This is a genomic window from Micromonospora sp. WMMD980 (assembly GCF_029626035.1).
In the GTDB taxonomy this organism is placed as follows: Bacteria; Actinomycetota; Actinomycetes; order Mycobacteriales; family Micromonosporaceae; genus Micromonospora.
Genome location: NZ_JARUBE010000003.1, coordinates 2304298 through 2330871 on the forward strand (window position 1 = coordinate 2304298; position 26574 = coordinate 2330871).

At 73.1% G+C, this 26574-nt stretch carries 28 protein-coding genes; 10 read left to right on the forward strand and 18 right to left on the reverse strand.

The window, feature by feature from the left end:
* Positions 1 to 4: 4 nt before the first annotated feature.
* Positions 5 to 1012 carry a YafY family protein gene (locus O7618_RS11165; protein WP_278105981.1) on the reverse strand — a complete coding sequence of 336 codons (1008 nt, stop codon included), beginning with the start codon at positions 1010 to 1012 and terminating at the stop codon, positions 5 to 7.
* Complete coding sequence (locus O7618_RS11170; RefSeq protein ID WP_278105982.1) at positions 1009 to 2007, reverse strand: WYL domain-containing protein; 999 nt, start codon at positions 2005 to 2007, stop codon at positions 1009 to 1011. Before O7618_RS11170 ends, O7618_RS11165 begins: the two co-directional genes overlap by 4 nt.
* Before the next feature lie 105 nt (positions 2008 to 2112).
* Between O7618_RS11170 and O7618_RS11175 the strand changes: the two genes are divergently transcribed.
* Positions 2113 to 3102, forward strand: a complete 990-nt coding sequence (locus O7618_RS11175) for a cation diffusion facilitator family transporter (RefSeq protein WP_278105984.1) — start codon at positions 2113 to 2115, stop codon at positions 3100 to 3102.
* A 43-nt stretch (positions 3103 to 3145) separates the two neighbouring features.
* Positions 3146 to 4231 carry a DUF3866 family protein gene (locus O7618_RS11180; protein ID WP_278105985.1) on the forward strand — a complete coding sequence of 362 codons (1086 nt, stop codon included), beginning with the start codon at positions 3146 to 3148 and terminating at the stop codon, positions 4229 to 4231.
* A gap of 13 nt (positions 4232 to 4244) precedes the next feature.
* Here the strand turns inward: O7618_RS11180 and O7618_RS11185 are convergent, their stop codons facing one another.
* The 8 genes from O7618_RS11185 to arc all read right to left on the reverse strand — a co-directional run bounded on the left by O7618_RS11185 (position 4245) and on the right by arc (position 12479).
* Positions 4245 to 4469 (reverse strand): hypothetical protein, encoded by a 225-nt coding sequence (locus tag O7618_RS11185; protein WP_278105986.1) that lies wholly within the window; start codon positions 4467 to 4469, stop codon positions 4245 to 4247.
* Positions 4470 to 4529: 60 nt separating this feature from the next.
* Positions 4530 to 5888, reverse strand: a complete 1359-nt coding sequence (gene pafA, locus O7618_RS11190; RefSeq protein ID WP_278105987.1) for a Pup--protein ligase — start codon at positions 5886 to 5888, stop codon at positions 4530 to 4532.
* 131 nt (positions 5889 to 6019) lie between these two features.
* Positions 6020 to 6853: a proteasome subunit alpha gene (prcA, locus tag O7618_RS11195; protein WP_278105988.1), complete on the reverse strand. Its 834-nt coding sequence runs from the start codon at positions 6851 to 6853 to the stop codon at positions 6020 to 6022.
* 64 nt (positions 6854 to 6917) lie between these two features.
* A complete protein-coding gene (prcB, locus tag O7618_RS11200; RefSeq protein WP_278105989.1) occupies positions 6918 to 7757 on the reverse strand; it encodes a proteasome subunit beta in 840 nt (279 codons plus the stop codon).
* 173 nt (positions 7758 to 7930) lie between these two features.
* Positions 7931 to 8137 carry a ubiquitin-like protein Pup gene (locus tag O7618_RS11205; protein WP_181568146.1) on the reverse strand — a complete coding sequence of 69 codons (207 nt, stop codon included), beginning with the start codon at positions 8135 to 8137 and terminating at the stop codon, positions 7931 to 7933.
* 107 nt (positions 8138 to 8244) lie between these two features.
* On the reverse strand, positions 8245 to 9762 hold the full coding sequence (gene dop / locus O7618_RS11210; protein ID WP_347405366.1) for a depupylase/deamidase Dop: 1518 nt from the start codon (positions 9760 to 9762) through the stop codon (positions 8245 to 8247).
* A gap of 158 nt (positions 9763 to 9920) precedes the next feature.
* The gene (locus tag O7618_RS11215) at positions 9921 to 10496 is read right to left on the reverse strand and encodes a hypothetical protein (protein ID WP_278105990.1); all 576 of its coding nucleotides are present in this window, start codon (positions 10494 to 10496) and stop codon (positions 9921 to 9923) included.
* A 201-nt stretch (positions 10497 to 10697) separates the two neighbouring features.
* On the reverse strand, positions 10698 to 12479 hold the full coding sequence (arc, locus tag O7618_RS11220; RefSeq protein WP_278105991.1) for a proteasome ATPase: 1782 nt from the start codon (positions 12477 to 12479) through the stop codon (positions 10698 to 10700).
* A 177-nt stretch (positions 12480 to 12656) separates the two neighbouring features.
* Here arc and O7618_RS11225 point away from each other — a divergent pair, with 177 nt between their 5' ends.
* Positions 12657 to 12950, forward strand: coding sequence for a ferredoxin (locus O7618_RS11225; RefSeq protein WP_091058143.1), 294 nt, complete (start codon positions 12657 to 12659; stop codon positions 12948 to 12950).
* Positions 12951 to 13005: 55 nt separating this feature from the next.
* On the opposite strand, the gene O7618_RS11230 is transcribed toward O7618_RS11225, so the two are convergent.
* The 3 genes from O7618_RS11230 to O7618_RS11240 form a co-directional block, all read right to left on the reverse strand.
* Entirely contained in the window at positions 13006 to 13578 is a 573-nt protein-coding gene (locus tag O7618_RS11230; protein ID WP_278105992.1) for a hypothetical protein, read from the reverse strand.
* Between the two features lie 149 nt (positions 13579 to 13727).
* On the reverse strand, positions 13728 to 14672 hold the full coding sequence (locus tag O7618_RS11235) for a tRNA (adenine-N1)-methyltransferase (protein WP_278105993.1): 945 nt from the start codon (positions 14670 to 14672) through the stop codon (positions 13728 to 13730).
* Positions 14669 to 15727: a M50 family metallopeptidase gene (locus tag O7618_RS11240; protein WP_278109970.1), complete on the reverse strand. Its 1059-nt coding sequence runs from the start codon at positions 15725 to 15727 to the stop codon at positions 14669 to 14671. The genes O7618_RS11235 and O7618_RS11240 overlap by 4 nt, the downstream gene beginning before the upstream one ends.
* Positions 15728 to 15892: 165 nt before the next feature.
* Here O7618_RS11240 and O7618_RS11245 point away from each other — a divergent pair, with 165 nt between their 5' ends.
* The 5 genes from O7618_RS11245 (at position 15893) to O7618_RS11265 (ending at position 21960) form a co-directional block, all read left to right on the forward strand.
* Positions 15893 to 16810 carry a PD-(D/E)XK nuclease family protein gene (locus O7618_RS11245; protein WP_278105994.1) on the forward strand — a complete coding sequence of 306 codons (918 nt, stop codon included), beginning with the start codon at positions 15893 to 15895 and terminating at the stop codon, positions 16808 to 16810.
* A gap of 78 nt (positions 16811 to 16888) precedes the next feature.
* Positions 16889 to 17677 carry a sensor histidine kinase gene (locus O7618_RS11250; RefSeq protein ID WP_278105995.1) on the forward strand — a complete coding sequence of 263 codons (789 nt, stop codon included), beginning with the start codon at positions 16889 to 16891 and terminating at the stop codon, positions 17675 to 17677.
* Between the two features lie 25 nt (positions 17678 to 17702).
* Entirely contained in the window at positions 17703 to 18386 is a 684-nt protein-coding gene (locus O7618_RS11255) for a response regulator transcription factor (protein ID WP_278105996.1), read from the forward strand.
* A 257-nt stretch (positions 18387 to 18643) separates the two neighbouring features.
* Positions 18644 to 19411 (forward strand): ABC transporter ATP-binding protein, encoded by a 768-nt coding sequence (locus O7618_RS11260; protein ID WP_278105997.1) that lies wholly within the window; start codon positions 18644 to 18646, stop codon positions 19409 to 19411.
* Positions 19411 to 21960 (forward strand): ABC transporter permease, encoded by a 2550-nt coding sequence (locus O7618_RS11265; protein WP_278105998.1) that lies wholly within the window; start codon positions 19411 to 19413, stop codon positions 21958 to 21960. Before O7618_RS11260 ends, O7618_RS11265 begins: the two co-directional genes overlap by 1 nt.
* 52 nt (positions 21961 to 22012) lie before the next feature.
* Here the strand turns inward: O7618_RS11265 and O7618_RS11270 are convergent, their stop codons facing one another.
* From O7618_RS11270 to O7618_RS11280, 3 genes are all read right to left on the reverse strand, one after another.
* Positions 22013 to 22651, reverse strand: a complete 639-nt coding sequence (locus O7618_RS11270) for an HAD family phosphatase (RefSeq protein WP_278105999.1) — start codon at positions 22649 to 22651, stop codon at positions 22013 to 22015.
* Between the two features lie 115 nt (positions 22652 to 22766).
* Positions 22767 to 23516, reverse strand: coding sequence for a neutral zinc metallopeptidase (locus tag O7618_RS11275; RefSeq protein WP_278106000.1), 750 nt, complete (start codon positions 23514 to 23516; stop codon positions 22767 to 22769).
* Positions 23517 to 23600: 84 nt separating this feature from the next.
* The gene (locus tag O7618_RS11280) at positions 23601 to 24098 is read right to left on the reverse strand and encodes a hypothetical protein (RefSeq protein WP_278106001.1); all 498 of its coding nucleotides are present in this window, start codon (positions 24096 to 24098) and stop codon (positions 23601 to 23603) included.
* A 73-nt stretch (positions 24099 to 24171) separates the two neighbouring features.
* Here O7618_RS11280 and O7618_RS11285 point away from each other — a divergent pair, with 73 nt between their 5' ends.
* Positions 24172 to 24987 (forward strand): class I SAM-dependent methyltransferase, encoded by an 816-nt coding sequence (locus O7618_RS11285; protein ID WP_278106002.1) that lies wholly within the window; start codon positions 24172 to 24174, stop codon positions 24985 to 24987.
* A 13-nt stretch (positions 24988 to 25000) separates the two neighbouring features.
* On the opposite strand, the gene O7618_RS11290 is transcribed toward O7618_RS11285, so the two are convergent.
* Entirely contained in the window at positions 25001 to 25180 is a 180-nt protein-coding gene (locus tag O7618_RS11290) for a hypothetical protein (RefSeq protein ID WP_269692131.1), read from the reverse strand.
* A gap of 274 nt (positions 25181 to 25454) precedes the next feature.
* On the opposite strand from O7618_RS11290, the gene O7618_RS11295 reads away from it, so the two are divergent.
* Complete coding sequence (locus tag O7618_RS11295) at positions 25455 to 26114, forward strand: HNH endonuclease family protein (RefSeq protein ID WP_278106003.1); 660 nt, start codon at positions 25455 to 25457, stop codon at positions 26112 to 26114.
* Between the two features lie 28 nt (positions 26115 to 26142).
* Here O7618_RS11295 and O7618_RS11300 read toward each other — a convergent pair whose 3' ends face one another.
* Complete coding sequence (locus O7618_RS11300) at positions 26143 to 26559, reverse strand: MarR family winged helix-turn-helix transcriptional regulator (protein ID WP_278106004.1); 417 nt, start codon at positions 26557 to 26559, stop codon at positions 26143 to 26145.
* Between the last annotated feature and the right edge of the window lie 15 nt (positions 26560 to 26574).

Below are 26574 nucleotides of genomic sequence, written 5' to 3' on the forward strand. Positions count from 1 at the left end.
CAGCCTAGCCGGTGACGCCGGTCGCCGCCGGGTCGGCGGTGCCGGTCGGGACCGCGTACGCGTCGAGCGCGGCGACCGCCTGCGCGCGGACCTGCTCGGCCAGCTCGGCCGGGGCCACCACGGTCGCCTCCGGGCCCAGCCCCAGCACGAACCGGCGGGCCCAGCCCAGGTCGGTGACCCGCAGCGACACCAGCCACTGCTCGCCGTCGGCCTCGACCCGCTCGCACGGATAGTATTCGGTGATCCACCGCTCACCCCGGCCGATCCGCAGCGTGATCAACGGCAGGTCGGCCGAGGGCCGGAACACGCCGTCGCTCAGGTCGTGCGGGCGGGCCTGCGGCGGCACCACGGCCCGCTCCGGCAACTCGGTGACCGCGTCGATCCGGTCGGCGCGGAACAGCCGGACCGCCTCGGCGCGGCGGCACCACGCCTCCACGTACGCCCGGCCGCCGACCATCAGCATCCGCAGCGGGTCGATGGTGCGTTCGGTGGTCTCGTCGCGGGCCGGCGTGTAGTAGGTGATCCGCAGCGCCCGACCCCGCTCGACCGCGGCCCGCAGCTCCCGCACCCGGGCGTTGTCGCCGGGCAGCCGCACCTCGACCGGCGCCCCGGCCAGGTCGCCGGCCGCGCTCTCGATCTTCGCGAGGGCCCGCTCGACCGCCTCCCGGTTGGCCACCCCGGGCGTCTCGGCGAGCATCCGCAGCGCCACCACCAGGGCCAACGCCTCGTCGGGGGTGAGCCGCAACGGCCGGTCGATGCCCGCGTCGTAGGTGATGGTCACCCGGTCGCCGTCGAACGCCATGTCGATCAGGTCACCCGGGCCGTAGCCGGGCAGCCCGCACACCCAGAGCAGCTCCAGATCCTCGCGGAGCTGCCGCTCCGTCACCCCGAGGTCGTGCGCCGCCTCGGCGATCTCGATGCCGGGGCGGGCCAGCAGGTAGGGCACCAGGTTGAGCAGCCGGGCCAGCCGGTCGGCCGAGGTGCGGCCGGCGCGGGCCGCCGGCCGGGTCACCGGGCACCCCCGGCGACCGCCAGCTCGTCGTGCCGGGCGGCGACCTCCTTCAACCGCTGGATGACCGCCTCGCGCACCTCCGGCGGCTCCAGCACCCGCACGTCCGGGCCGTACCCGACGATCTGGCCGGCCAGGAAGTCGGCGTCGGCGTACGGCAGCACCAGCCGGTCGGCGTCCGGGCCGGCGTCGCTCTCCACCGCCCAGCGCCGCAACCCGGCGGCGCGCCCCGGCGTCACCAGCACGGTCGCCCGGCCGGTGCGCTCCACCGGCCCCGACCAGCGGGCCACGTGGCTGATCAGGTCCACCCCGGCGGGCGGCTCGTAGGCGCCCGGCTCGCCGGTCGAGCGGACCGCGCCCACCACCCGGGAGAGCCGGAAGCAGCGCGTCGCCGCCCGGTCCAGGTCGTGGCCGACCACATACCACCGGCCGCGCCAGCAGACCACACCCCACGGCTGCACCCGGCGGCGCGTCGGCGCGTCCCGGTCCGGCACCCGGTAGTCGAAGCTGACCTCGCGCCGGTCCCGCGCGGCGGCGGTCAGCGGCGCGAACGCCGGGTCGACCGTGACCATCGGCTCCAGGCCCAGGGTGGCCTGCGGATCCACGTCGATGCCGGCCGCGCGCAGCTTCGCCAGCCCGGACGACGCGGCGGCGGCCAGGCCGGCGTGCTGCCACAGCCGCGCCGCGATGCCCACCGCGGCCGCCTCGTCCGGCTCCAGCGGGATGTCGGGCAGCGCGTACTCCCGGTGGGCGATCCGGTAGCCCGGCTCGGCGTCGAAGACGCTCGCCGTCCCGGTCTCCAGCGGCACGCCCAACTCCCGCAGCTCGGCCTTGTCCCGCTCGAACTTGCGCTGGAACGCCTCGTGGTCCTTGGCGTCGTCCGGGTCGTGCTCGTAGCCGGGCACGGTCGCGGCGATCTGGGCGGCGGTCAGGAAACGCCGCGTGGACAGCAGGCAGATCACCAGGTTGACCAGGCGTTCGGTACGGGTCCGGGACACGTACCGAACGCTAGCAGCCCGCACGTCCGACGCGGGCACCCGCGCGGGCGCGGCGCGGCGCCGGCTCGACGCGCGGCCCACCGGGGCCGGTCATAGGGTGAGCGCATGGCGGAAGCGGAAGTCAAGACCGAGAGCGTCGGCACCGTCGTGGTGGCCGGCGCGGCGAACCTCGCCATCGCGATCGCCAAGCTCGTCGCGGGCCTGATCTCCGGCTCCGCGGCGATGCTCTCCGAGGCCGCCCACTCGGTCGCCGACACCACCACCGAGCTGCTGCTCTACCTGGCGCTGCGCCGCGGCGCACGGCCCGCCGACCCCCGGCACCCCTTCGGGTACGGCAAGGAGAGCTACGTCTGGGCGTTCCTCGCCGCGCTGTTCACGTTCGTGGCCGGTGCGGGCTTCGCCATCACCCACGGCGTCACCACCATCCTGGTGCACGAGCACACCGGGAACTACCTGACCGCGTACGTCGTGCTGGCGATCTCGTTCGCCATCGAGTCGGTGTCGCTGGCCCGGGCGGTGCGGCAGGTGCGCGGCGAGTCACGGCGCTGGCGCACCACCCCCCGCCGCTACCTGCGGCTCACCGCCGACACCACGGTCAAGGCGGTCTTCCTGGAGGACAGCGCCGCGCTGGTCGGCCTGCTCATCGCCGCCGCCGGGCTCACCCTGTCCCACCTCACCGGCGACGAACTCTACGACGGCGTCGCCTCGATCCTCATCGGCGTGCTGCTGCTCGTGGTCGCCGCCATCCTGGCCCACAGCAACATCTCGTTGCTGGTCGGCCGGGCCGTCTCCGAGCGGACCCACCAGCAGATCGAGCAGGAGCTGGCGCGGCTGCCCACCGTCGACCGCATCGACACGCTGATGACCATGTTCCTCGGCCCGGAGGACATCCTCGTCGCCGCCAAGGTCGACTTCCGCGACGACGCCACCGGCGCCGAGATCGAGGCCGCCTCCGACGAGGCCGAACGGCGCCTCAACGCCCGGTTCCCGGAGATCGCGTACGTCTTCCTCGACCCGACCCGCTCCCGCGGCGCCGGCAGTCGCGCCCGGACCACCCAGGACGAGCCCGGCCGACCGGTCGACCAGGACGCCTGACCCGGCCGCCGGCGGACCGGACGCCGGCCGATAGCGTGCCGGCATGGTGCGATGGCGGTCCGGCACGGTCACGGCGGTACGGCGACGGTGGTCCGGCGCCGTCGAACTCGACGTGGAGCTGCCCGACGGCGCCCCGATGCGGGCCCTGGCCTACCCGGCGCTGGTCGGCGACCCCGAGGCCGGCGACCGCGTGCTGCTCAACGCCAACGCCCTGCTGATGGGTCTCGGCACCGGCGGGTACGCGCTCGTCGTCGCGCTGCCCGACCGGCTTCCCGCCGACCCGCCGCGGGCCGTCGACACCCGGGACGCCGGGCACCTGGTCAAGGCCCGCTACACCCCGCTGCAACCGATCCTGCTCGGCGTGGACGAGGAAGCCTCCCCGCACCACGCCCGGCTGGCCGCCGCCGAGTCGATCGACGGGATGCCGGTGGTCACCGCCGACCTGCACTCCGCCCTGCCGGCGATCCTGGCCGGCGCGCACGCCGACGCCCCCGGCGCCCGGGTGGCCTACCTGCTCACCGACGGCGGAGCGCTGCCCGCCTGGTTCTCCCGCACCCTTGCCGGGCTCGCCGGCCACCTCGCCGGCACCGTCACCGTCGGGCAGGCGTTCGGCGGCGACCTGGAGGCCAGCACCCTGCACAGCGGCCTGCTCGCCGCCCGGCACGTGCTCGACGCCGACCTGGCGATCGTCGCCCAGGGTCCGGGCAACCTCGGCACCGGCACCCGCTGGGGCTTCTCCGGCGTCGCCGTCGGCGAGGCCGTCAACGCCGTCGCAACGCTCGGCGGGCGCCCGGTCGGCTCGCTGCGCGTCTCCGCCGCCGACCCCCGACCCCGACACCGCGGCGTCTCCCACCACAGCCTCACCGCGTACGGCCGGGTCGCGCTGGCCCCCGCGGAGCTGGTCGTGCCGGACGGCCTCGACACGGAGCTGGCGGCGGCCGTCGCGGCGGCGCTGGCGCCCCTGGCCGACCGGCACCGGATCGTCACCGTGCCCGCCGACGGCCTCGACGCGGCGCTGCGGGCCAGCCCGGTCAGCCTGTCGACGATGGGTCGCGGCCTCGACGCCGACCACGCCTACTTCCTGGCCGCCGCCGCCGCCGGCCGGCACGCCGCCGGCCTGCTCGCCTGAGCCGGGCGTCGGATCAGCCGAACCAGAGGATCAAGCCGATCCAGGCGACCACGATCACGACCAGCGCGACCACCATCGCCCAGGTGGGGATCCGGTGGTCGCCGCGGCGGTTGCGCTCGAGCTCGGCGCGGATCTTCTCCCGCCGCCTGTCGATCCAGTTGAGCTTCTCGGTGCCGCCGTCCCGCTCGCGGCCGGAGGTCTGGCCGCGCTCGCGGCCCTGCGGTTCGGAAGTGTCCATGGCGACGCCAGCGTACCGGTGCCCGGGCGGCCGGTGCCGGGCACCGGCCGCCCGCCGGCGTCACATGCTCGCGATCAGCCGTTCCACCCGCTCGTCGTAGGCCCGGAACGGGTCCTTGCAGAGCACCGTGCGCTGCGCCTGGTCGTTCAGCTTCAGGTGCACCCAGTCGACGGTGAAGTCACGCCGCTTCTCCTGCGCGTGCCGGATGAACTCGCCGCGCAGCCGCGCCCGGGTGGTCTGCGGGGGCGTCTCCTTCGCCTCGAAGATCTCCGGGTCGGTCGCCACCCGGTCCACCTCGCCCCGGCGCTCCAGCAGCCCGTACAGGCCCCGGCCGCGCCGCAGGTCGTGATAGGCCAGATCCATCTGCGCCACCCGCGGGTGCGACAGCGGCAGGTCGTGCTTGCGCTGGTAACGCTCGATCAGCTTCAGCTTGCTGACCCAGTCGATCTCCCGCGCCACCGGATCCAGGTCACCGGTCTCCACCGCGCGCAGCACCCGCGCCCACAGGTCCACCACCCGCTTGGCGGTCTGGTCGCCGCCCCGGCGCTCCACGAACTCCGTCGCCTTGGCCAGGTATTCCTGCTGGATCTCCAGCGCCGAGACCTCCTTGCCGGACGCCAGGCGGACCTTGCGCCGGCCGGTGATGTCGTGCGACACCTCGCGGATCGCCCGGATCGGGTTCTCCAGCGTCAGGTCCCGCATGACCACGCCCGCCTCGATCATCCGCAGCACGATGTCGGCCGTGCCGACCTTCAGCAGCGTGGTGACCTCGTTCATGTTCGAGTCGCCGACGATGACGTGCAGCCGGCGGTAGCGCTCCGCGTCCGCGTGCGGCTCGTCGCGGGTGTTGATGATCGGACGGCTGCGGGTGGTCGCCGAGGAGACGCCCTCCCAGATGTGCTCCGCCCGCTGCGACAGGCAGTAGACCGCGCCGCGCGGAGTCTGCAACACCTTGCCCGCGCCACAGATCAACTGCCGGGTGACCAGGAACGGGATCAGCACGTCGGCCAGCCGGCCGAACTCACCGTGCCGGGACACCAGGTAGTTCTCGTGGCAGCCGTACGAGTTGCCGGCCGAGTCGGTGTTGTTCTTGAACAGATAGATCTCGCCCGCGATGCCCTCGTCGTGCAGCCGCTTCTCCGCGTCGACGAGCAGGCCCTCCAGGATCCGCTCGCCGGCCCGGTCGTGGGCCACCAGGTCGGTCACCGAGTCGCACTCCGGTGTCGCGTACTCCGGGTGGGAGCCGACGTCCAGGTAGAGGCGGGCGCCGTTGCGGAGGAACACGTTGCTCGACCGACCCCACGACACCACCCGCCGGAACAGGTACCGCGCGACCTCGTCGGGGGACAGCCGGCGCTGCCCGCGATAGGTGCAGGTGACGCCGTACTCGGTCTCGATGCCGAAGATTCGCCGTTCCATGATGAGACATTAGCCGCCCGGAGGCCCCGATGGGCAGCGCGCGGCGTCACCGTCGTGCGGTGGTGTGGTCCCACCCCGGACAGCGTCGGGCCCCGTCACGTCGCGACGTGACGGGGCCCGACGGCACGGCCTCACTCGCCGGTCTTGCCCTCCGGGTTGCCCTCCAGGTCGGCGGACCCGGCCGAGGTGGTCGGCTTCTTCGCCTCCTCGGTCGGCACCGTCGGCGTCTTCGCCCGCCCCGGCGCCGGAGCCACGTCGCCCTCCGCGTCGCCGTCCAGCAACGCCGACAGCGCCGCCCCGGTGATCCGTCGGAACGTCCGGCCCACCCGGGCCCGGTCCAGGACCGCCACCTCGAGCTGGTTGGCGGCGATCGTGCGGGCCGCCCCGCCGTCACCGCCGACGCTGCTCAGCGCCTTCATCGCGGCGCGAACCGCCTCGGACAGCGACATCTCCGGGCGGTGCTCGTTCTTCAGCACCCCGGCGATCGCCTCGGACTGGCCGCCCATCGCCATCCGGCCCGGTTCGTCGTTGACCGAACCGTCGTAGGTCACCCGGTAGAGCGAGTCGTCCTCGGCCGTGGCGCCCACCTCGGCCACGCAGATCTCCACCTCGAACGGCTTCGACTGCTCGGTGAAGATGGCACCCAGCGTCTGCGCGTACGCGTTCGCCAGCGCCAGGCCGTTCACGTCCCGGCGGTCGTAGCTGAGGCCGTTGAGGTCGGCCATCCGCACGCCCGCGCGGCGCAGGTTCTCGAACTCGTTGTAGCGCCCGACGGCGGCGAAGCCGATCCGGTCGTAGATCTCGCTGACCTTGTGCAGGGTGCTGGACAGGTTCTCGGCGACGAAGAGCACGCCGCCGGCATAGCTCAGGACCACCGCGCTGCGGCCCCGGGCGATGCCCTTGCGGGCCAGCTCGGAGCGGTCGCGCATGATCTGCTCGGGCGAGGCGTAGAACTGCATGGCCACGGCGGCGGTTCTCCTTCGTGCCGGTGGTGCGGGACTGCTGACTCGGTGGGCGTCGGAAGCGGGGTCAGCCGCCCGGGTTCTCCATCCGGCCGGACACCACGCCCTCCGCGATCGCCGCCGTCTCGGCGTCGGTCAGGCGGTGCGTGCCGTCGGCCGTCGCGGTCATCACGACCGGGTAGATCCGCCGGGTCAGGTCGGGGCCGCCGGTGGCGGTGTCGTCGTCCGCCGCGTCGTAGAGCGCCTCGACGGCCAGCCGCGTGGCGTCGTCGATCGACAGGCCCGCCCGGAAGCGCTTCTTCAGCGCGGACTTGGCGAACAGCGAGCCGGAGCCGATCGCGTCGTAGCCGGTCTCCTCGTAGGGGCCACCGGTCACGTCGAAGCTGAAGATCCGGCCGGCCCGCGCCGGGTCGCTCGCGGCCAGGTCGAAGCCGGCGAACAGCGGGACCACCGCCAGGCCCTGCATGGCGGCGCCCAGGTTGCCGCGGATCATCGAGGCCAGCCGGTTGGCCTTGCCGTCGAGCGAGAGCATCGCGCCCTCGATCTTCTCGTAGTGCTCCAGCTCCACCTGGAACAGTCGCATCAGCTCGATGCCGATGCCGGCCGTGCCGGCGATGCCGACCAGCGAGTAGGCGTCGGCCGGGTGCACCTTCTCGATGTCGCGCTGGGCGATCAGGTTGCCCATGGTGGCGCGGCGGTCGCCGGCCAGGACCACGCCGCCGGCGGCCGAGATGGCCACGATCGTGGTCGCGTGCGGCGCCAGGTCGGCCGCCATGCCCGGCGGCAGCGGCCGACGGCCGGGCAGCATCTCGGGAGCCGCCTTGCTCAGGAATGTGGTGAAGGAGGACGTCCCCGCGTTGGTGAACACATCTGGAAGACGCCCGGATGGATCAAAACCCGCTGCCACGTGGTTCCTCTCAAGTACGTGGTCGCCCCGGCCGGCGACGCGGGACTGTCCCGGACTGGCCAAGGCCACCATTGAAGTTGACGCAGATTATCCCGTGCACCCATCCGGCGCGATGATCGCGGTCCAGTTATGCCTCGGGTCAGGGAGATGCCCCAGCAAATCGGGCATAAGCCTCACTGGCCCCCTTTTTGCACATAGCCCCTGACGAACTCCTCGGCGTTCTCCTCCAGGACGGAGTCGATCTCGTCGAGCAGGTCGTCGACGTCCTCGGTGATCTCGGCGTGCCGCTCGGCCACCTCGGGGTTGGCCTGAGCGGTGACCTCCTCGACCTCCTCGTGGGACTTGCCGGACTGGGTCTGCCCACCCTCTTGTGCCGCCATGGTGGTGCCTCCTCCACGATCGCCTGCGATCAACTTACCTCGCGCGGGCGACGAAAGGCCCGCCGCGCGCCGGGTTCCGGCACTCGACGGGCCTTCCGGCATCCAGGTCACCCGCCGGTGAGCAACTCCAGCAGATCCTTGGCACTCTCGCACCGGTCGAAGAGCTGCCCGACGTGCGCCCGGGTGCCCCGCTCCGGCTCCATCATCGGCACCCGCACCAGCGACTCCCGACCCACGTCGAAGATGACCGAGTCCCAGCTCGCGGCGACCACCTCGGAGGCGTACTGCGCCAGGCAGCGGCCGCGGAAGTAGGCCCGGGTGTCCTCCGGCGGCTCGGTCATCGCGGTCCGGGTCTGCTCGTCGGTGAGCAGCGTCTTCATCGACCCGCGCTGGACCAGCCGGTGGTAGAGGCCCTTCTCCGGCCGCACGTCGGAATACTGCAGGTCGACCAGTTGCAGCTTGTGCGAGCCCCACCCGAGCTTCTCCCGCTCCCGGTAGCCCTCCAAGAGCCGCAGCTTGGCCACCCAGTCCAACTCGTCGGCGCACTCGAACGCGTCGCGGCCGAGCCGGTCCAGCACGCTCTCCCAGCGGTCGAGGACGTCGGCGGTCTGCGCGTCCACGTCGGCGCCGTAACGGTCGTCCACGAAGGAACGGACCCGGTCCAGGTAGGCCCACTGCACGTCCAGCGCGGTCAGCCGGCGGCCGTCGCGCATCCGCATGAGGTGCTTCAACGACGGGTCGTGGCTGACCGCGCGCAGCTCGCCGACCGGGTCGGCGATGCCCAGGTCCGCGCCGAGCGCCTTCTCCTCGATCATGGCGAGGATCAGCGAGGTGGTGCCGACCTTCAGGAAGGTGGAGATCTCGGAGAGGTTGGCGTCGCCGATGATGACGTGCAGGCGTCGGTATTTGTCGGCGTCCGCGTGCGGCTCGTCGCGGGTGTTGATGATGGGCCGCTTGAGCGTGGTCTCCAACCCGACCTCGACCTCGAAGAAGTCGGCGCGCTGGGAGATCTGGAAGCCGCTCTGGCCGCCGTCCTGGCCGATGCCGACGCGGCCCGCGCCGCAGACGATCTGCCGGGTGACGAAGAACGGCGTCAGGTACGCCACGATGTCGGCGAACGGCGTCTGCCGGCGCATCAGGTAGTTCTCGTGGGAGCCGTAGCTGGCGCCCTTGTTGTCGGTGTTGTTCTTGTAGAGGTGGATGGGGTGGGTGCCCGGAATGGTGGCGGCCCGCCGGGACGCCTCGGCCATCACCCGCTCCCCCGCCTTGTCCCAGCGCACCACGTCGAGCGGCGTGGTCACCTCGGGGGTGGAGTATTCGGGGTGGGCGTGGTCGACGTAGAGCCGGGCGCCGTTGGTGAGTATCACGTTGGCCAGCCCGAGATCCTCGTCGGCGAGCGCCTCGGCCGGGTCGTACGCCGCCCCGGAGTAGGTGAACCCGCGGGCGTCGCGCAGCGGCGACTCCTCCTCGTAGTCCCAGCGTGCCCGGCCGCCCCGGTTGAGTTCCGGTCGTGCTCCGTAGGCGTTGACCACCTGGGACGAGGTGACCATCGGGTTGGCTCCGGCCTGGCCGGGCACGGAGATGCCGTACTCGACCTCGGTGCCCATGATCCGTCTGACGCTCATCGACCTGCCCGCTCCGCTCGCCGTCGGATTCCCCGTCAGGTCGAGCGTAGTCGGCGCGTCGCCGATAGGTGACGCGCCGGGCCCCGGGTGGGCGGGGCGGCGTGGCAGGCGGGGCGCCCGGAGCAGCGCCTCGCGCTCCGGCGCCCCCGCGTGACCGGTCAGAAGAAGCGGTACATCTCGGCCGATGCCGCCTCGGTGTCCGACGCTTTCGGCGGGTCGATGCGGACCGGCTCGCCGAAGCCGTGCATCTTCATCTCGTTCTCGATGGTCCCGGCGGCCGTGTCGAACGTGTAGGTGAGCAGGGTGAGCCGACCCTCGGGGTCCAGGGTGGCCTGGAACGGCACGGACTTGTTCTTCAGCACCTTGAACGCGTTCCGCAGGGTCTTGCGCTCGCCTTCGGTGGAGGCGGCAGCGACGGCCTTCTCGGCGTCGGCAACGCCGGTGTAGCGGCCGTCGCCGGCCGACTGGGCGGACTCCACGCCGCCGAGGATGCCGGCCTGCGACCGGACGTCGAGGCCCTGGGCCAACGGCCCGTCCGGCCGGAGGCGCTTGCGGTCCAGCTTCACCCAGGGCTTACGGTCCGGCTCGTCCTGCTTGACGTAGAGGGCGTCGGCGGTGACGACCATGCTCACCGGGTCGGGGGTCTTCATGTCCAGCGTCATCGCACCGGTGGCGGGTTCGATGGCGGAGCGCATGGTGATGGTCTGTTCCCCCGCCTTGATGGTGACGTCCATCTTGGCCGTCTTCTCCAGGCTGCGGCCGAGGCCCTGCCGGATCGCGGCGACCGGGTCGGCGGCGGCCGACGCCGACGCCGAGCCGGAGTCGGCCGGCGTGGAGCCGTTGTCGGTGGTGGTGCCGAGGTTGCCTCGTTTTCGTGGCCCTGGCGACGATCGACCGGGACGACGCCTGCGCGGCGCCGCCCCGGTGGGCCGATCTCAGAGGTACTGGCCGGTGTTGCTGGCGGTCTCGATGGACCGACCGGCCTCGGCGCCCTTGCCGCCGGAGACGAGCGTGCGGATGTAGACGATCCGCTCGCCCTTCTTGCCGGAGATGCGCGCCCAGTCGTCGGGGTTGGTGGTGTTGGGCAGGTCCTCGTTCTCCCGGAACTCGTCGACGCACGCGTCGAGCAGGTGCTGCAGCCGCAGCCCCTTGCGCCCGGAGGTGAGGAACTCCTTGATGGCCATCTTCTTGCCCCGGTCGACGATGTTCTGGATCATCGCGCCGGAGTTGAAGTCCTTGAAGTAGAGGACTTCCTTGTCGCCGTTGGCGTAGGTGACCTCGAGGAATCGGTTCTCCTCGGTCTCCGAGTACATCCGCAGGACCACGGCGTCGATCATCGCGGCCACGGTGGCCTGCGGGTCGCTGCCGTGTTCGGCCAGGTCGTCGGCGTGCAGCGGCAGTTCGGAGAGGACGTACTTGGAGAAGATGTCCTTGGCCGCCTCGGCGTCCGGCCGCTCGATCTTGATCTTCACGTCGAGCCGGCCCGGCCGCAGGATCGCCGGGTCGATCATGTCTTCCCGGTTGGAGGCGCCGATGACGATGACGTTCTCCAGGCCCTCCACGCCGTCGATCTCGCTGAGCAACTGCGGGACGATGGTGTTCTCCACGTCGGAGGAGACGCCGGAGCCACGGGTGCGGAAGATCGAGTCCATCTCGTCGAAGAACACGATCACCGGGGTGCCCTCGCCGGCCTTCTCCCGGGCTCGCTGGAAGATCAGCCGGATGTGCCGCTCGGTCTCGCCGACGTACTTGTTGAGCAGCTCGGGGCCCTTGATGTTGAGGAAGAAGCTGGTGTGCCGCTCCTTCCCCTCGCGCTCGGCGATCTTCTTGGCGAGCGAGTTGGCCACCGCCTTGGCGATCAGCGTCTTGCCGCAGCCGGGCGGGCCGTAGAGCAGGATGCCCTTCGGCGGCCGGAGCTGGTGCTCGCGGAACAGGTCGGCGTGCAGGAAGGGCAGCTCCACCGCGTCGCGGATCTGCTCGATCTGCGACTGGAGGCCACCGATGTCCTCGTAGTCGACGTCGGGCACCTCCTCCAGGACCAGCTCCTCGACCTCGCTCTTCGGGATCCGCTCGTACGCGTACGCCGAGCGGGGCTCGATCATGAGCGAGTCGCCGGCCCGGATCGCGCTGCCGATCAGGGTCTCGGCGAGGTGCACGATCCGTTCCTCGTCGGAGTGGGACACCACGAGCGCCCGGTCACCCGGAGCGCCGTCGGGACCCGCGAGGATCTCCTTGAGCATCACCACCTCGCCGACCCGTTCGAAACCGAACGCGTCGACGATGTTGAGCGCGTCGTTGAGCAGCACCTCCTGGCCACGGCTCAGCTCGTCGACCTCCAGCGAGGGCGATACGGCGACGCGGAGCTTGCGCCCGCCGGTGAACACGTCCACCGTGCCGTCGTCGTGCTTCGCCAGGAAGACGCCGTAGCCGCTCGGCGGCTGGGCGAGTCGGTCGATCTCCTCCTTGAGCGTCACGATCTGCGCGCGAGCCTCCTTGAGGGTGCTCACGAGCCGCTCGTTGTTCTCGTTCAGCCGTGCCAACTGCGCCTGGGTGGCGGCCAGCCGCTCTTCGAGCTGCCGGACGTGTCGGGGGCTTTCGGTCAACTTGCGTCGCACCAGAGCGAGTTCCTCTTGCAGGAACGCGACCTGCGTGGAGAGATCGTGGGCTTCCTTCTCCCACCGTGCGGCGCGCGAGTCCGCGTCGTCGCTGCGTGCCACGTCCCACCTCCCCGGGGGGCTTGAACGTTCTGAGCTAACACTAGCCGCTATGAGCCCGATTCGGTCCTCCGCAACGCGCTCGTCACCGAAGCTTGATCGCCAAGGGCTGGTCGACGGGCGGGTACGGGCGTTCGGGTACCGTCGGAGTCCGGGACGGGAGAACATGGGGGGTGCTTCGTGACCGACGTCGCGACCGACCAGTTGCAGGTCTGGGTGGACCAGGAACTCTGCACGGGTGACGGCCTGTGCGTGCAGTACGCGCCGGAGGTCTTCGAGTTCGACGTCGACGGCCTGGCGTACGTCAAGGGCGCCGACGGCGAGCTGCGGCAGGCCCCGGGCGCCCGGGTGGACGTGCCGGAGCACCTGCGCCTCGAGGTGATCGACTCGGCGAAGGAGTGCCCGGGCGAGTGCATCCACGTGGTGCGCGGCAGCGACGGCGTCGAGGTGGCCGGCCCGGAGGCCGACGACTGAGACGTGCCACCGACGCGACGGGCCGGGGACGGCGTCCCCGGCCCGCGTCGTCGGCTTAGAGCATGGGACGCCCGACGACCGAGGCGACCAGCCGGGCGAACTCCTCCAGCCGGGCGATCTGCCCGGCGCCGCCGTCGTCGAGCGTCTTGCCGAAGCGCAACGCGTCGTGTCGCGGCGTGCCCGGCGCCTCGTCGCTCGGCGGCGCCTCGTCCAGCGAGCTGAGCAGCAGGTAGACGTCGATGCTGTCGACCCGGACCGTGCCGTCGTCGGCGCGGGTGAGCCGGCGCCGGCAGCCGACCTCGGTGACGGTGGACACCGGCACCACGCGCAGTGACGAGGTCATCGCGCCGGGCGGCCCCTCCCCCGGCGGGACGTCCTCGCCGTGCCAGAGCACCAGCCGGCTGCCGTCGCAGACGACGACCTCCTGCCAGACCCCGTTGACCTCGTTGACGAAGCGTTCCAGCGTGAACCCGAGCACCGAGGCGCCGCGCAGCACCCCGCCGAGCGCCTCCAGGGCGATGTCGGGGTCCCGCAGGTAGGCCCGGGCGGCCGACTCCAGGTCGGCGTAGGGCGACCAGTCGGGAAAGACGGCGGGCATCTCGCCGTTGCCGTAGCCGGGACTGCTCACGCCACCTCCCGTCGGCCCGCACCGCCGCCGCCCCGGGTGCCCCACCCGTCCGGCGCCCCGGCCCGCTCCCTCATGTTTACCGTCTCCGGTGTCGTCGTCCCCACGGGCACACATGATTCCCCCGCCCGCGCCGGTCCGTGCGCCGGGGGTCAGGACCGCTCGGGTTCCTCCGCCGACCGGGCCGCCGCGGCGGCGCGTAACGCGTCGCGGCGCTGCGCGTACGCCTCGGCGCCCTTGCTGGGCTTGCGCCGGCGCGGCGGCGCGGTGACCCCGGGGGCGAGCTTGCGCGCGGACACCAGGAACGCGGTGTGCGCGATCATGCGGTGGTCCGGGCGGACCGCCAGCCCCTCCGCGTGCCAGTCGCGGACCATCGACTCCCAGGCGCGCGGCTCGGTCCAGCCGCCGCGCTCCCGCAGCGCCTCGACCAGCTCGGAGAGCTGCGGCGTGGTGGCCACGTAGCCGATCAGCACGCCGCCGGGGACCAGCGCCCGCTCGACCATGTCGAGCATCTCCCACGGGGTGAGCATGTCCAGGATGATCCGGTCGAACCCGGTCTCGGCGCACTCGGCGACGTCACCGACGTGCAGCCGCCAGGCGGGGTGCGGGCCGGTGAAGAACGCCTCGACGTTGCGCCGGGCGATCTGGGCGAAGTCGTCGCGCAGCTCGAACGAGTGCAGCTCACCCTCGGTGCCGACGGCGCGCAGCAGCGAGCAGGACAGCGCGCCCGAGCCGGCGCCGGCCTCCAGCACCTTGGCGCCGGGGAAGATGTCGCCCATGGCGACGATCTGCGCCGAGTCCTTCGGGTAGATCACCTGGGCGCCGCGTGGCATGGACAGCACGTAGTCCGACAGCAGCGGCCGCAGCGCGAGGAAGGCGGTGCCGCCGCCGGCGGTGGTGACCACGCTGCCGTCGGGCAGGCCGATCAGGGTGTCGTGCGCGAGGATGCCCCGGTGGGTGTGGAACTCCTTGCCGGGCTCCAGCGTCACGGTGTGCATCCGGCCCTTCGGGTCGGTCAGCTGGACCCGGTCGCCGGGCCGGAACGGCCCGCGGTGCACCGGAGGCAGCGCCGGGACGGTGGAGAGCTCTGCGGTCACGTGTTCGTCTTCCGTTTCGGTTCGAGGAGCTGGGCGAGGTCCGCTACGTGCAGCACGCCGACCACATCTTCGCCTGCCGTCACCAGGTAGTGCGCGCCCGGGTGGGTGCGGATGGTCTCCAGCACCCGCTCGCCGTCCGCGCCGAGCGGCAGGGCGGGCAGGTCGGCCAGGCCGCGGGCCACCTCGTCGACCGCGGTCCACGGACGCCGGTCCGGGGGTACGACGGCGGCGCGGGCCGGGTCGACCACCGCCACGGTGCGGCCGGCGGAGTCGACGACGGCCAGCGCGGCGTCCGGTGTGCCGGCGCTGTCGCGGCGGCGGTGCGCCTCGGCGAGCGGGGTGCCGGTGGGCACCGGCAGCAGCGGGCGGACCAGCCGGGCCAGGTCGACCAGGTGCAGCCGGCGGCCGATGCGGGCCAGCCGGATGGACTGCCCGGCGCCGCGCCAGAGCGTCAGCGCGACCAGCAGGAGCAGCGGCAGGGCCAACGGGGCGAGCGCCCGGCGCAGGGTGAGCACCACCACCAGGGCGAGCGTGCCCAGCGCGACGGCCCGACCGATCCAGCCGGCCACCTCGGTGCCCCGGTGCCGGTCGCGGGTGAGCGCCCAGACCACCGCGCGCAGCACCCGGCCGCCGTCGAGCGGCAGGCCGGGCAGGCCGTTGAAGATCGCCACCACCACGTTGCTCACCGCGAGCTGGAAGGCGAGCTGGTGGCCCAGCGTGCCGGCGGGCAGCGCGAGGGTGGCGGCGACCGCGGCGGCGCCGAGCACCGCGGAGACCGCCGGCCCGGCCAGCGAGATCAGCAGCTCGGTCCGGGGCGTCGGGGCGTCGCGGTCCATCTCGGTGTAGCCGCCGAGCAGTTCCAGCGTGATCCCGCGCACACCGATGCCGAAGCGGCGGGCGGTGAGCGCGTGACCCAGCTCGTGCAGCAGCACCGAGCCGAGCAGCGAGACGACGAAGCCGAAGCCGACCAGGTAGCCGCCGACGTGCCCGAGGCCGAGCTGGCGGCGCGCGAGGGCCGCGTAGAGCACGGTGACCACGACGGTGAGCAGCAGCATCGAGGCGTCGGCGCGCAGTGGCACCCCGAAGACCCGGCCGAGGCTGAGCCCGGGCCGGCGCCGAGTTCGGGTCCGTTGCCGCACCCCGGCGATGCTACGCGGGGCGGATCATGGTCCGGTGCGCCGACGGCGGCCGTGTCACACCGGTGGCCTAACCTTCCGGACATGACGGCGGAATCGGTGATCGACACGCAGGGCGACCAGACGACGGCACAGCCGCCGGTCACGGTGCGGGCGTCGCTGTCGCCGTCGCGGGCGGCCGACTTCAAGACCTGCCCGTTGCTCTACCGGTTCCGCAGCATCGACCGGCTGCCCGAGCGCCCCACCGTCGAGCAGGCCCGGGGCACGCTGGTGCACGCCGTGCTGGAGCGGCTGTTCGACCTGCCGGCCCCGGCGCGCACCCCGGAGTCGGCGGGCGACCTGGTCGCCCCGCAGTGGGACCGGCTGGTCACCGAGGAGCCGGAGCTGGCGGAGCTGTTCGCCGACGGCGACGCGGACGGCCGGGAGGAGTTCCTCCGCTCGGCGTCGGCGCTGCTGCACGGCTACTTCAGCGTGGAGGACCCGCGCCGGCTGGAGCCCGCCAAACGCGAGGCGTTGATCTCCGCGGTGGTCGACGACGAGCTGCTGATCCGGGGCTACCTCGACCGTCTCGACGTGGCGCCGGACGGCGCGCTGCGGGTGGTCGACTACAAGACCGGCGGCGCGCCGCGCGAGGCGTTCGAGGCGCGGGCGCTGTTCCAGCTCAAGTTCTACGCCCTGGTGCTGTGGCGCACCCGGGGCGTGGTGCCGCGGGTGCTGCGCCTGCTCTACCTCAAGGACGCCGAGGTCTGCGACTACGCCCCCGACGCCGAGGAGCTGGTCCGCTTCGAGCGCACGGTGGTGGCGTTGTGGCGGGCGATCGAGCAGGCCACCGCCCGGCAGGATTTCCGGCCCCGGCCGAGCCGGCTCTGCGACTGGTGCAGCCACCAGGCACGGTGCCCGAGCTTCGGCGGCACGCCGCCACCGTTCCCGGTGGCCGCCGCGGCGCCCGACCCGCTGGTGGACGCCCGTGCCCGCCCGGCGACCCCGGGGGCCGACGAGTGAGCCTCCTCCTCCGGGAGGAGACCCGGTTCGGCTGCGGCGACGACGAGATCGATCCGGCGGCCTCCTAACGTCGCAGGCATGACCGATCGGCTGCCGGCCCGCCGGGTGCGCGACACGGTGCTCACCGCCGCGCTGGCCTACGCGCTGGGTCGCGCCACCCAGGCCCGCCGGGCCGCCCGGGCACGGACCCGCGGCGCCGGGCCGGGGCCGTACGCCGCCGGGCCGACGGCGCTCGCCGAGGAGCGGCGCCGTATCGCCGGGGAGCTGCACGACCTGGTCGCCCACCAGGTCGCCGCGATGGAGGTGCTGGCCACCGGCGCCCGCCGGGTTCTGCGCCGCGATCCCGGCGCGGCCGACGGGGCGATGGCCGCGGTCGAGCACACCGGGCGGGCGGCCCTGCGAGAGCTGCACCGCCTGCTGCGGGTGCTGCGCGCCGACACCGGTCCGCCGGCGCATCTGGCGCCACAGCCCGGCCTGGCCGGCGTCGTGACGCTGGCGCGGGAGGCCCGCGACGCCGGGCTGCCGGTCGCCGTGCACACGGCGGGCCCGCTCGGCCCGGTGCCGGACGGGGTGGCGCTGGCGGCCTACCGGGTGGTGCAGGAGGCGCTGCGCAACGTGCTGCGGCACGCCGGCCCGGCCAGCGCCCTGGTCCGGCTCGCCGTCGTCGACGACTCGCTGACCGTGGAGGTCACCGACACCGGACGCGGTGGCTCGACGCCGCCCGACCGGATCGGGCACGGGCTGGTCGGTATGCGGGAACGTGTCGCCCTCTACGGTGGGATCCTGCGGACCGGACCGGTGCCGGGCGGCGGCTTCCGGGTGTACGCCCGGATCCCGCTGGACCCGGCCGGCGCGATCCGCGACTGACCGTCGGCACGACGAGGGGACACCCATGACCGAGGCCGCCGCGCCCCGACCGGTGCGGGTGCTGCTCGCCGACGACCAGCCGCTGCTGCGCACCGGGTTCCGGATGGTCCTCGGCGTGGAGGACGACCTGGACATCGTGGGCGAGGCCGGCGACGGCGTGGAGGCGGTGGAGCTGTCCCGTCGGCTGCTGCCGGACGTGGTGCTGATGGACATCCGGATGCCGCGGATGGACGGGGTGGCCGCCACCCGGGCGATCGTGGACGCCCGGCTGCCGGTGCGGGTGCTGGTGTTGACCACGTTCGAGCTGGACGAGTACGTGGTCGGGGCGTTGCGCGCCGGGGCGAGCGGGTTCCTGGCCAAGGACGTGCCGGCGGAGGACCTGGTCACCGCGATCCGCACGGTGGCGGCCGGGGAGGCGGTGGTGGCGCCGCGGATCCTGCGCCGGCTGCTGGACCGTTTCGCCGAGGTGCTGCCGGATCCGGCGGCCGCCGCGCCGCCGGTGCTGGACCCGCTGACCGAGCGGGAGCGGGAGGTGCTGGTGCAGGTGGCGCGCGGGTTGTCCAACGCCGAGATCGCCCGCGAGCTGTCGGTCAGCGAGACCACCGTCAAGACCCACGTCGGGCACCTGCTGACCAAGCTGCGGCTGCGCGACCGGGTGCAGGCGGTCGTGCTGGCGTACGAGACGGGGCTGGTGCGACCCGGCGGATAGGTGGCGGCGCTCACGTACCGTGACCAACGGCGGCGGTCGGTGGTTGACCATGACGCGACGTGAGGTCCTACCGTCGGGGCCGCCGGCCGGTCAGGGATCACCCTGACCCGGTCTGGGGGGCGACCCCCACCAGAAGTTCGGCACGGATTCCGCCCGGGGTCGGACGGATCCGTGCCCGGCGGCACCGAGGATGGAACCGCCGCACCGACCAGCGGGGGCGGTGCGGATCTCGAAGGCAGACGGAAGAGGTAGATGACGTGACCGCGACGGTAGGCCGGCAGGGGCAGGCCGCGGCCCGGGCGAACGACGTGTGGAAGGTGTACGGCAGCGGCGAGGCGCAGGTCATCGCGCTGCGGGGGGTGAGCGCCGAGTTCGAACGCGGCCGGTTCACCGCGATCATGGGACCGTCCGGCTCGGGCAAGTCGACGCTGATGCACTGCCTCGCCGGCCTGGACTCGGTGACCCGGGGCACCGTGATGATCGGCGAGACCACGGTGACCGGGCTGAACGACTCCGGCCTGACGAAGCTGCGCCGGGACAAGGTGGGCTTCATCTTCCAGCAGTTCAACCTGTTGCCCACGCTCACCGCGCAGGAGAACATCCTGCTGCCGCTCTCCATCGCCGGGCGCAAGCCCGACCCGGCCTGGTACGACACGGTGATCGACACGGTCGGGCTACGGGACCGGCTCGGGCACCGCCCGGCCCAGCTCTCCGGCGGGCAGCAGCAGCGGGTGGCGTGCGCGCGGGCGTTGGTCGCCCGACCCGAGGTGATCTTCGCGGACGAGCCGACCGGCAACCTGGACTCCCGGTCCGGCGCCGAGGTGCTCGCCTTCCTGCGCGACTCGGTACGCGAGCACGGCCAGACCATCGTCATGGTCACCCACGACCCGACCGCCGCCGCGTACGCCGACCGGGTGGTCTTCCTCGCCGACGGCCAGATCGTCTCCGAGCTGGTCGAGCCGACCGCCGAGACGGTGCTCGACACCATGAAGAAGCTGGACGCCCCGGTCGAGGTGGGCAACTGATGCTGCGGGCAACGCTGAAGAGCCTGCTGGCGCGCAAGCTGCGCCTGCTCCTGTCCGGCCTGGCGGTGGTGCTCGGCGTCATGTTCGTCTCCGGCTCGTTCGTGCTCACCGACACGCTCGGGCGCTCGTTCGACGCGGTCTTCGCCGACGCCTACGCCGACATCGACGTGAACGTGGCGGCGAAGCCGAAGGTCGAGGTCTCCGAGACCGAGGGCGAGCAGGTGGCCGCTCCGGTGCCGGCGTCGCTCGTCGACCGGGTGAAGGCGGTGCCGGGCGCGGCGGACGTGCGCGGCGTGGTCGCCGCCGACGGCGCGCGGCTGATCGGCAGCAACGGCAAGGTGGTCACCTCGTTCGGGCCGCCGCAGTTGGGCGAGAACTGGCTCGGCGAGGGCGGCCTGGTGAAGCTGCGTGAGGGGCGCGGCCCGCGGGCCGACGACGAGATCGTGGTCAACGCCGCGCTGGCGAAGGCGGCGAACGTGAAGGTCGGCGACCGGGTCGGCGTGCTGACGCTGGCGCCGAAGAAGGAGTTCACCCTGGTCGGCGTGTTCGGCTACAGCGGTGGGCGGGACTCCGTCGGCGGCGCGAACGAGGTCGCCTTCACCACGCCGGTCGCGCAGCAGCTCATGCTCGGCAAGCCGGACGTGTTCTCCAACGTCAGCGCCCGGGCCGCCGACGGCACCACACCGGAGGCGCTGCGCGACGAGGTGTCCCGCGCGCTCGGCGGCGCCTACGACGTCAAGACCGGCGAGCAGCTCGCCGACAGCGCCTCGGCGGGGTTGAAGGAGGGGTTGTCCTTCTTCAACAAGATCCTGCTCGGCTTCGCCGCGGTGGCGTTGCTGGTGGGCACGTTCCTGATCCTGAACACCTTCTCCATCATCGTGGCCCAGCGCACCCGTGAGCTGGCCCTGATGCGGGCCATCGGTGCCAGTGGCCGGCAGGTGATCGGCTCGGTGGTGCTGGAGGCGGTGGCGGTCGGCCTGATCGCCTCGGTGCTCGGGCTCGCCGCGGGCATCGGGGTGGGCGCGCTGCTGGCGTACCTGTTCGGGAAGCTGGCCGGCGGTCTCACCCTGGCCGGGCTCGGCGTGCCGGCCGCGGCGGTGATCGGCGCCTTCGGCGTCGGTCTGGTCATCACGGTGGTGGCGGCGCTGTTGCCGGCGCTGCGGGCCGCCCGGATCCCGCCGATCGCGGCGATGCAGGACGTGGCCACGCCGGACCGGCCGCTGACGAAGGTGACGATCGGCGGGGCCGTGGTCACCGGGATCGGCGCGGTGCTGCTCTTCCTGGGCCTCAGCGGCAACGCCGGCGGCAACACCCTCGCCACCATCCTCGGCGGCGTGCTGTTCGCGTTCATCGGGGTGGCGCTGCTGACGCCGGTGATCAGCCGGCCGGTGGTGTCGCTGCTCGGCGCGATCTTCGCCTGGTCGGTGCCGGGGAAGCTGGGCCGGCTCAACTCCGGTCGCAACCCCCGCCGGACCGCGATCACCGCGGCCGCGCTGATGGTCGGCATCGCGCTGGTGACCGGCGTGACGGTGATCCTGGACTCGGCGAAGGGCAGCATCAGCGCGCTCGCCGAGGACACCATCAAGGCCGAGCTGGTGATCTCCGGTGCCTCGTCCGGGCCGCGCCCGGCGAGCTTCGACGCGGCGGTGCTGGAGAAGACCGCGGCGATCCCGGGGGTGCGACTGGTCGACGGCGAGTACGGCGACATGGCCACCGTCGGCGGCAAGCGCACCTGGGTGGCGGCGTCGAGCAACGTGGCCGCGCTCCAGCAGATCTTCGGGGCGAAGGCCACCGCCGGCGACATCGGCCGGCTCGCCCCGGACCAGATGCTCCTCAGTTCCGACACCGCGAAGTCCCGCAACCTGAGCGTCGGCTCGACGGTGCCGGTGCAGCTGTCGCGCGGCGACGCCCGCACCTACACGGTCAGCGGCATCTACGAGAGCTCCCAGCTCACCAATCCGGTGGTACTGCCGCCGCAGGCGGCGGCCGACTTCGCCATCCCGCAGCCCATCCAGGGCTTCGTGCAGCTCGATCCGGGCACCTCGGTCGGCGCGGTGCAGCCGCAGGTGGAGCGGCTGCTGGCGGACAGTCCGGAGGTGTCGGTGGCGGACCGGGCGGCGTTCATCAAGCAGCAGACCAGCCAGTTGGACACCCCGCTGCGGATGATCCAGATCCTGCTGGCGCTGGCCATCGTGATCGCGGTGCTGGGCATCATCAACACGCTCGCGCTGTCGGTGCTGGAGCGGACCCGCGAGCTGGGTCTGTTGCGGGCGATCGGGCTGCGCCGGGCACAGACCATGCGCATGATCACGGTCGAGGCGGTGGTGATCTCGATCTTCGGCGCGCTGCTCGGGGTGGTGGTCGGCACCGGTCTCGGCGCGGCCGTGGTCCGGGCGCTCAAGGACGAGGGCATCACCGACCTGGTCCTGCCCTGGGGGCAGATGGTGACGTTCCTGGTGCTGGCCGCGATCATCGGCGTGGTGGCGGCGGTGCTGCCGGCCATCCGCGCCGCGCGGATCAACGTGCTCGGCGCCATCGCCCACGACTGAGATGAAAGGAGGGGCCCCTTCTTATCGCCTGGGCGATAGGAAGGGCCCCTTCCTAACGGCGCAGCAGGGCGGCGAGCAACTCCAGGTCCGCCGCCGTGAGACTCTCCAGTTGGTGCACGCCGTCGGTCGGCGGCAGCGGCACCTCGGCCGGCACGGCCAGCACCGCCGCCCCGGCGGCCAGCGCGCTCGCCACTCCGGTCGGTGAGTCCTCGATCGCCACGCACCGCTCGACCGGCACGCCGAGCAGCTTCGCGGCGGTCAGGTAGGGCTCCGGGTGCGGCTTGGCCTCGCCCACCTCGTCGCCGCAGACCACCGCGTCGAAGCTGTCGCGTCCCAGCGTGTCCAGGGCGACCTCGACCAGCGGCCGGCCGCTGGAGGTGACCAGCGCGGTGGGAATGCCGGCGGCGCGTACCGCGCGCAGCAGCGCCAGCGCGCCCGGCCGCCACCGCAGCCCGGTGCGGAACAGGTCCAGGATCCGCGCGCTGATCCAGTCGGCGCTGGCCTGCGGGTCCCGCTCCGGCTGACCCAGGTCGTCGTGCACGATCCGCATGGCGTCGGCCATCGAGGTACCGATGATCGCCTGCCGGGCCGCCTCGGACAGGGTGCCGCCGTAGACGGCGGCCAACTCCTGCAACGCGACGTCCCACAGCTTCTCGCTGTCGACCAGGGTGCCGTCCATGTCGAAGAGCACGGCGGCGGGGTGTGGGCTGCTCAGCGGGGGCCTCCTTCGCGACACGTACCCGGCCGATCCTGCCAGCCGCCCACCGCCGGGCCGGCACCGTCCCCGATCGGGGTGACCTGCGGCATCACCTGAGGCCGCAGGCGTCCAGCGAGTTCTCGTAGCCGGCGAAGAACTTCTCCGAGCGCTGCTCGGCGGTGCCGTGCGCGCCCTCGGCGAACCAGGGCTGGTCCGGGTCGTCGCCGACCGCCAGCAGCCCCTCGCGGAACTCGTCCAGGTCCCCGTCCTCCAGCGTGAGCGTCCCGGCGCGCACGCTGTCGCCGAGGTACGCCCCGGCCATGCAGTCGGCCTGCAACTCCTGCTGGATGGTGAAGTTGTAGCGGATGCCCAGCCGGGTCTGCACGCCGTGGGCGTACTCGTGGCCGAGCAGGTAGAACAGGAACGCGTCGCCGATCTGCCGGAACGCCGACACCGACCAGTTCACGTCGTAGGCGATGAAGTCGCCCGCCGAGCAGTAGACCGCGTTGTTGCGCGGCAGCCCCTGCCCGCCACAGGACACCTCGCCCGAGCGGGTGTAGGGCACCACCCGCCGGATCGGCCGAAACTGCTCCCCGGAGGCGCGGAACTTCGCGGTCCAGTACTGCTCGGCGCCCGCGACGGCGTCGGAGAAGTCCTGCTTGAACTCGGCGACGCTGGTGGTCCCGTCCGCCCGGGTGGTCTCCGCGCCCGGAGACGCCGGTTGCCCGCTGGGTCGCGGGGCGGGCTGCTGCGGCTCGCCCTGGTCGAGCCCGCCGCCCATGCACCCGGCCGCCACCACCACGGCCGCCAGCAGCCCGGCGAGCGGCCCGAGCCGCCGCCGTCGCACCCTGTCCCCCACGACCACCTCCGGTTGTCGAACCCGTGTCACGCGCAGTACCCCGACGCCCACCGGCTCTCACGCACCGGCGGCGGCAATCGTTCATCAGATGTCGACGGCGGTGAACAACAGCAGCGCCCGGCCGGGGTCGAGGAACACCTCGACGACGCCCACGCCGTGACCGGAGCCGCGTTCCCAGCGCACCCCGTCCGGCACGTAACCGGCCAGCGCCGGCCAGACCTCGGGCGCCGCGCCGGCCACCGGCGTCCAGGTGTACGTGGCGGCCAGCGCGCGGGCGTCGGCCGGCGCGAGCCGCACCACCCCCTGGTAGCGCAGGTCGGTCGGGCCGGGCGCGCGGGAGCAGGCGGAGCTCGGGTAGTCGACCTGCCAGTGGATCTCGCGGTACGCGCCGATGCCCGACACGTCCTGCTCGGTCCAGCGCCGGTCGGTGCGGACCTTCGCCTCCTCCGCGGCGACCCGCGCCGCGCAGTCGTTCGCCTCGGTGTCGCCGGCTCGGACCAGCCAGAACACGCTGCCGCAGGCGGCCAGCAGGACGACTGCGAGCACGGCGGCCAGGGGCAGGAGCAGCGATCGACGAGTCACGCCGGCAGGGTAGCCACCGCCGGCCACCCTGGACGGACCCCGGCTGCCGCGTGCGGGCCGTACGCTGCCGCTCATGATCGAGGTGGACTTCGACGCCCACGAGCGGTCCCGCTGGGCCGGGCGGGCGCAGGCGTACCGGCGCAGCTTCGGCCGGCTCTGCGCGTACCCCGCCGGGGCGCTGCTGGACGCGGCGACGGTGCGGGCCGGGCGGCGGGTGATGGACGTCGGCACCGGGCCGGGGACCGTCGCGGCCGCGGCGCTCGCCCGCGGCGCGGAGGTGGTGGCGGTCGACGCCGAGCCGGGCATGCTCGTGGCGGCGCGGGAGAACGCGGCGGGTGCCGGGCTGGTCGGCGCGGCGCTGCCGCGGCTGCCGTTCCCGGACGCCCTGTTCGACGCGGCGGTTGCCAACTTCGTGCTCAACCACGTGGGCGACCCGGCCGCCGCGCTGGCGGAGCTGCGCCGCCTGGTACGCCCTGGCGGCCGGGTGGCGGTGACGCTCTGGCCGTCCCCGCATCCGCCGTTGCAGCGACTGTGGGGTGAGGCGGTCGCCGCCGCCGGGGTGGGGCCGCCGGTGGACCTGCCACGGCTGGCGCCCGGACGGGACTTCCCGCGCACCGAGGAGGGCGTGACCGGGCTGCTGAGCGCCGCCGGCCTGGTCGGCGCCGCCTGCACGACGCTGAGCTGGACCCACCGCGCGGACCCGGAGGAGTGGTGGGCCGGGCCGGCGGCGGGCATCAGCGCGGTCGGGCTGGTCGTGCAACGGCAGGAACCGGCGGTGCGGGCTCGCATCCGCCGGGAATACGACCGGCTCGCCGCCGGCTACCGGAACGCCGACGGGACGTTGGCGCTGCCCACCGCCGCGCTACTCGGTTCTGCGACGGTGGAGTGACCCGTCTCGGGCGCTAGTCCAGCCCGCGCATGATGTGCGGCTCGCCGTCGTCGTCGCCGAAGCAGCGGTGCAGCACCTGGGCGCGGGCCCACAGGTCCAGGCTGCTCGGCGGCCCGACCTGCGCCGGTCGGGGCGGCGCGGTCAGCACGGGCGTCCGCTCCGGCGGCACCTTCGTCGTCACCTGGTCGGCCATTTCCGCCCCTTTCGTCGTACCCATGCTCGCCCTGGGGCGTCTCCGCCGCGTCAACGGGACGGCGCGGGTGGGGACGCGGCGCTCGGTGTGCCGGCGTCGGCCGTACTCCGGACGGTAGCCCGCCAGGCCGGCCGACACACCCCTTATTCCGGACCCCGTAGCAGGTGGTGGGGGGATGGTCAGCAGATGTTCACGCAAGTCGAACTGGATCATTACCTCCAAGTCTGTCTATATGTAGGGCAGGTAAGCGCCAATCCCGTTCGGATGGAGTCCCATGTCCCGCACCCTGCGCGCCACGGCCATCAGCCTCGCCGCGATCGTGGCCACCACCCTCGGCCTCACCCAGCCCGCCCCCGCCGCCGGCTACTCCGCCCCGCTCACCACCGCGGTCGCCGGCCTGTCCGTCGCCACCGAGGTCCGCACCGGCTACAGCCGGGACCTGTTCCCGCACTGGATCGACGCGGACGGCGACGGCTGCAACACCCGAAACGAGGTGCTCTACGCCGAGGCCACCACGAAGCCGACGATCACCGGCACCTGCACCCTCTCCGGCGGCCGCTGGTACTCCTACTACGACAACGCCACCTGGACCGCCACCGGCGACGTGGACATCGACCACATGGTCCCGCTCGCCGAGGCCTGGGACTCCGGCGCGCGGAACTGGTCCACCAGCCGCCGCCAGGCATACGCCAACGACCTGGGCGATACCCGCGCGCTGGCCGCGGTGACCGACAACGTCAACCAGTCCAAGGGCGACCAGGACCCTGCGACCTGGCTACCGCCGTACGCCTCGGCCCGCTGCCGCTACGTCCGCGAGTGGGTGGCGGTGAAGATCCGCTGGCGGCTGACCGTGGACAGCGCGGAGAAGAGCGCGCTGACCAGTTGGGCGAACAACTGCCCGGCGACCACCGTCTCGGTGACCTACGCGTACTGAGGGCCGCGCCTGGGCCCCGGTCCGGGGCTCAGGCGTCCTCCTCGGGGAGCGCGCGACGCAGCAGGGCGAGCAGGTCGGCGCGGTCGGCGGCGGGCAGCCCGGCCCAACAGCGCTCCAGCGCCTCGTCGGCCACCCGGTGACCGGCCTGCAGCACCCGCCGCCCGGCGGGTGTCAGGTGGTGCGGGATGCGCCGGCCGCGCCCGGCGCGCCGTTCCACCAACCCCTGGGTGACGAGCCGTGCCGCGAGCGCGCCGAAGGCCTGCTCGGTCTGGAACGTCGCGGCGGCGAGTTCGCGCGCCGACGCGCCGGGCGAACGGTCGACCGCCCGTAGAGCGTCCCACTGGGCGAGCGTCGTGCCGACCGCGCTCAGGCCGGCCTCCAGGGCCCGGTGCTGCCGGTACTGGACCTGCTTGACGGTGCGGGCGAGCTGCTGCAGTTCGTGCACCGGTCCATCCTAGCC

Coding starts and splice junctions, on each gene's coding strand:
- O7618_RS11175 (WP_278105984.1), top strand. CDS start 2,113: ATGGCGGAAGCGGAAGTCAAGACCGAGAGCGTCGGCACCGTCGTGGTG.
- O7618_RS11180 (WP_278105985.1), top strand. CDS start 3,146: ATGGTGCGATGGCGGTCCGGCACGGTCACGGCGGTACGGCGACGGTGG.
- O7618_RS11185 (WP_278105986.1), bottom strand. CDS start 4,469: ATGGACACTTCCGAACCGCAGGGCCGCGAGCGCGGCCAGACCTCCGGC.
- pafA (WP_278105987.1), bottom strand. CDS start 5,888: ATGGAACGGCGAATCTTCGGCATCGAGACCGAGTACGGCGTCACCTGC.
- O7618_RS11205 (WP_181568146.1), bottom strand. CDS start 8,137: ATGGCGGCACAAGAGGGTGGGCAGACCCAGTCCGGCAAGTCCCACGAG.
- dop (WP_347405366.1), bottom strand. CDS start 9,762: ATGAGCGTCAGACGGATCATGGGCACCGAGGTCGAGTACGGCATCTCC.
- O7618_RS11215 (WP_278105990.1), bottom strand. CDS start 10,496: ATGGACGTCACCATCAAGGCGGGGGAACAGACCATCACCATGCGCTCC.
- O7618_RS11240 (WP_278109970.1), bottom strand. CDS start 15,727: ATGCTGCTGCTCACCGTCGTGGTCACCGTGCTCTACGCGGCCCTCGCG.
- O7618_RS11245 (WP_278105994.1), top strand. CDS start 15,893: ATGACGGCGGAATCGGTGATCGACACGCAGGGCGACCAGACGACGGCA.
- O7618_RS11250 (WP_278105995.1), top strand. CDS start 16,889: ATGACCGATCGGCTGCCGGCCCGCCGGGTGCGCGACACGGTGCTCACC.
- O7618_RS11255 (WP_278105996.1), top strand. CDS start 17,703: ATGACCGAGGCCGCCGCGCCCCGACCGGTGCGGGTGCTGCTCGCCGAC.
- O7618_RS11265 (WP_278105998.1), top strand. CDS start 19,411: ATGCTGCGGGCAACGCTGAAGAGCCTGCTGGCGCGCAAGCTGCGCCTG.
- O7618_RS11285 (WP_278106002.1), top strand. CDS start 24,172: ATGATCGAGGTGGACTTCGACGCCCACGAGCGGTCCCGCTGGGCCGGG.
- O7618_RS11290 (WP_269692131.1), bottom strand. CDS start 25,180: ATGGCCGACCAGGTGACGACGAAGGTGCCGCCGGAGCGGACGCCCGTG.
- O7618_RS11295 (WP_278106003.1), top strand. CDS start 25,455: ATGTCCCGCACCCTGCGCGCCACGGCCATCAGCCTCGCCGCGATCGTG.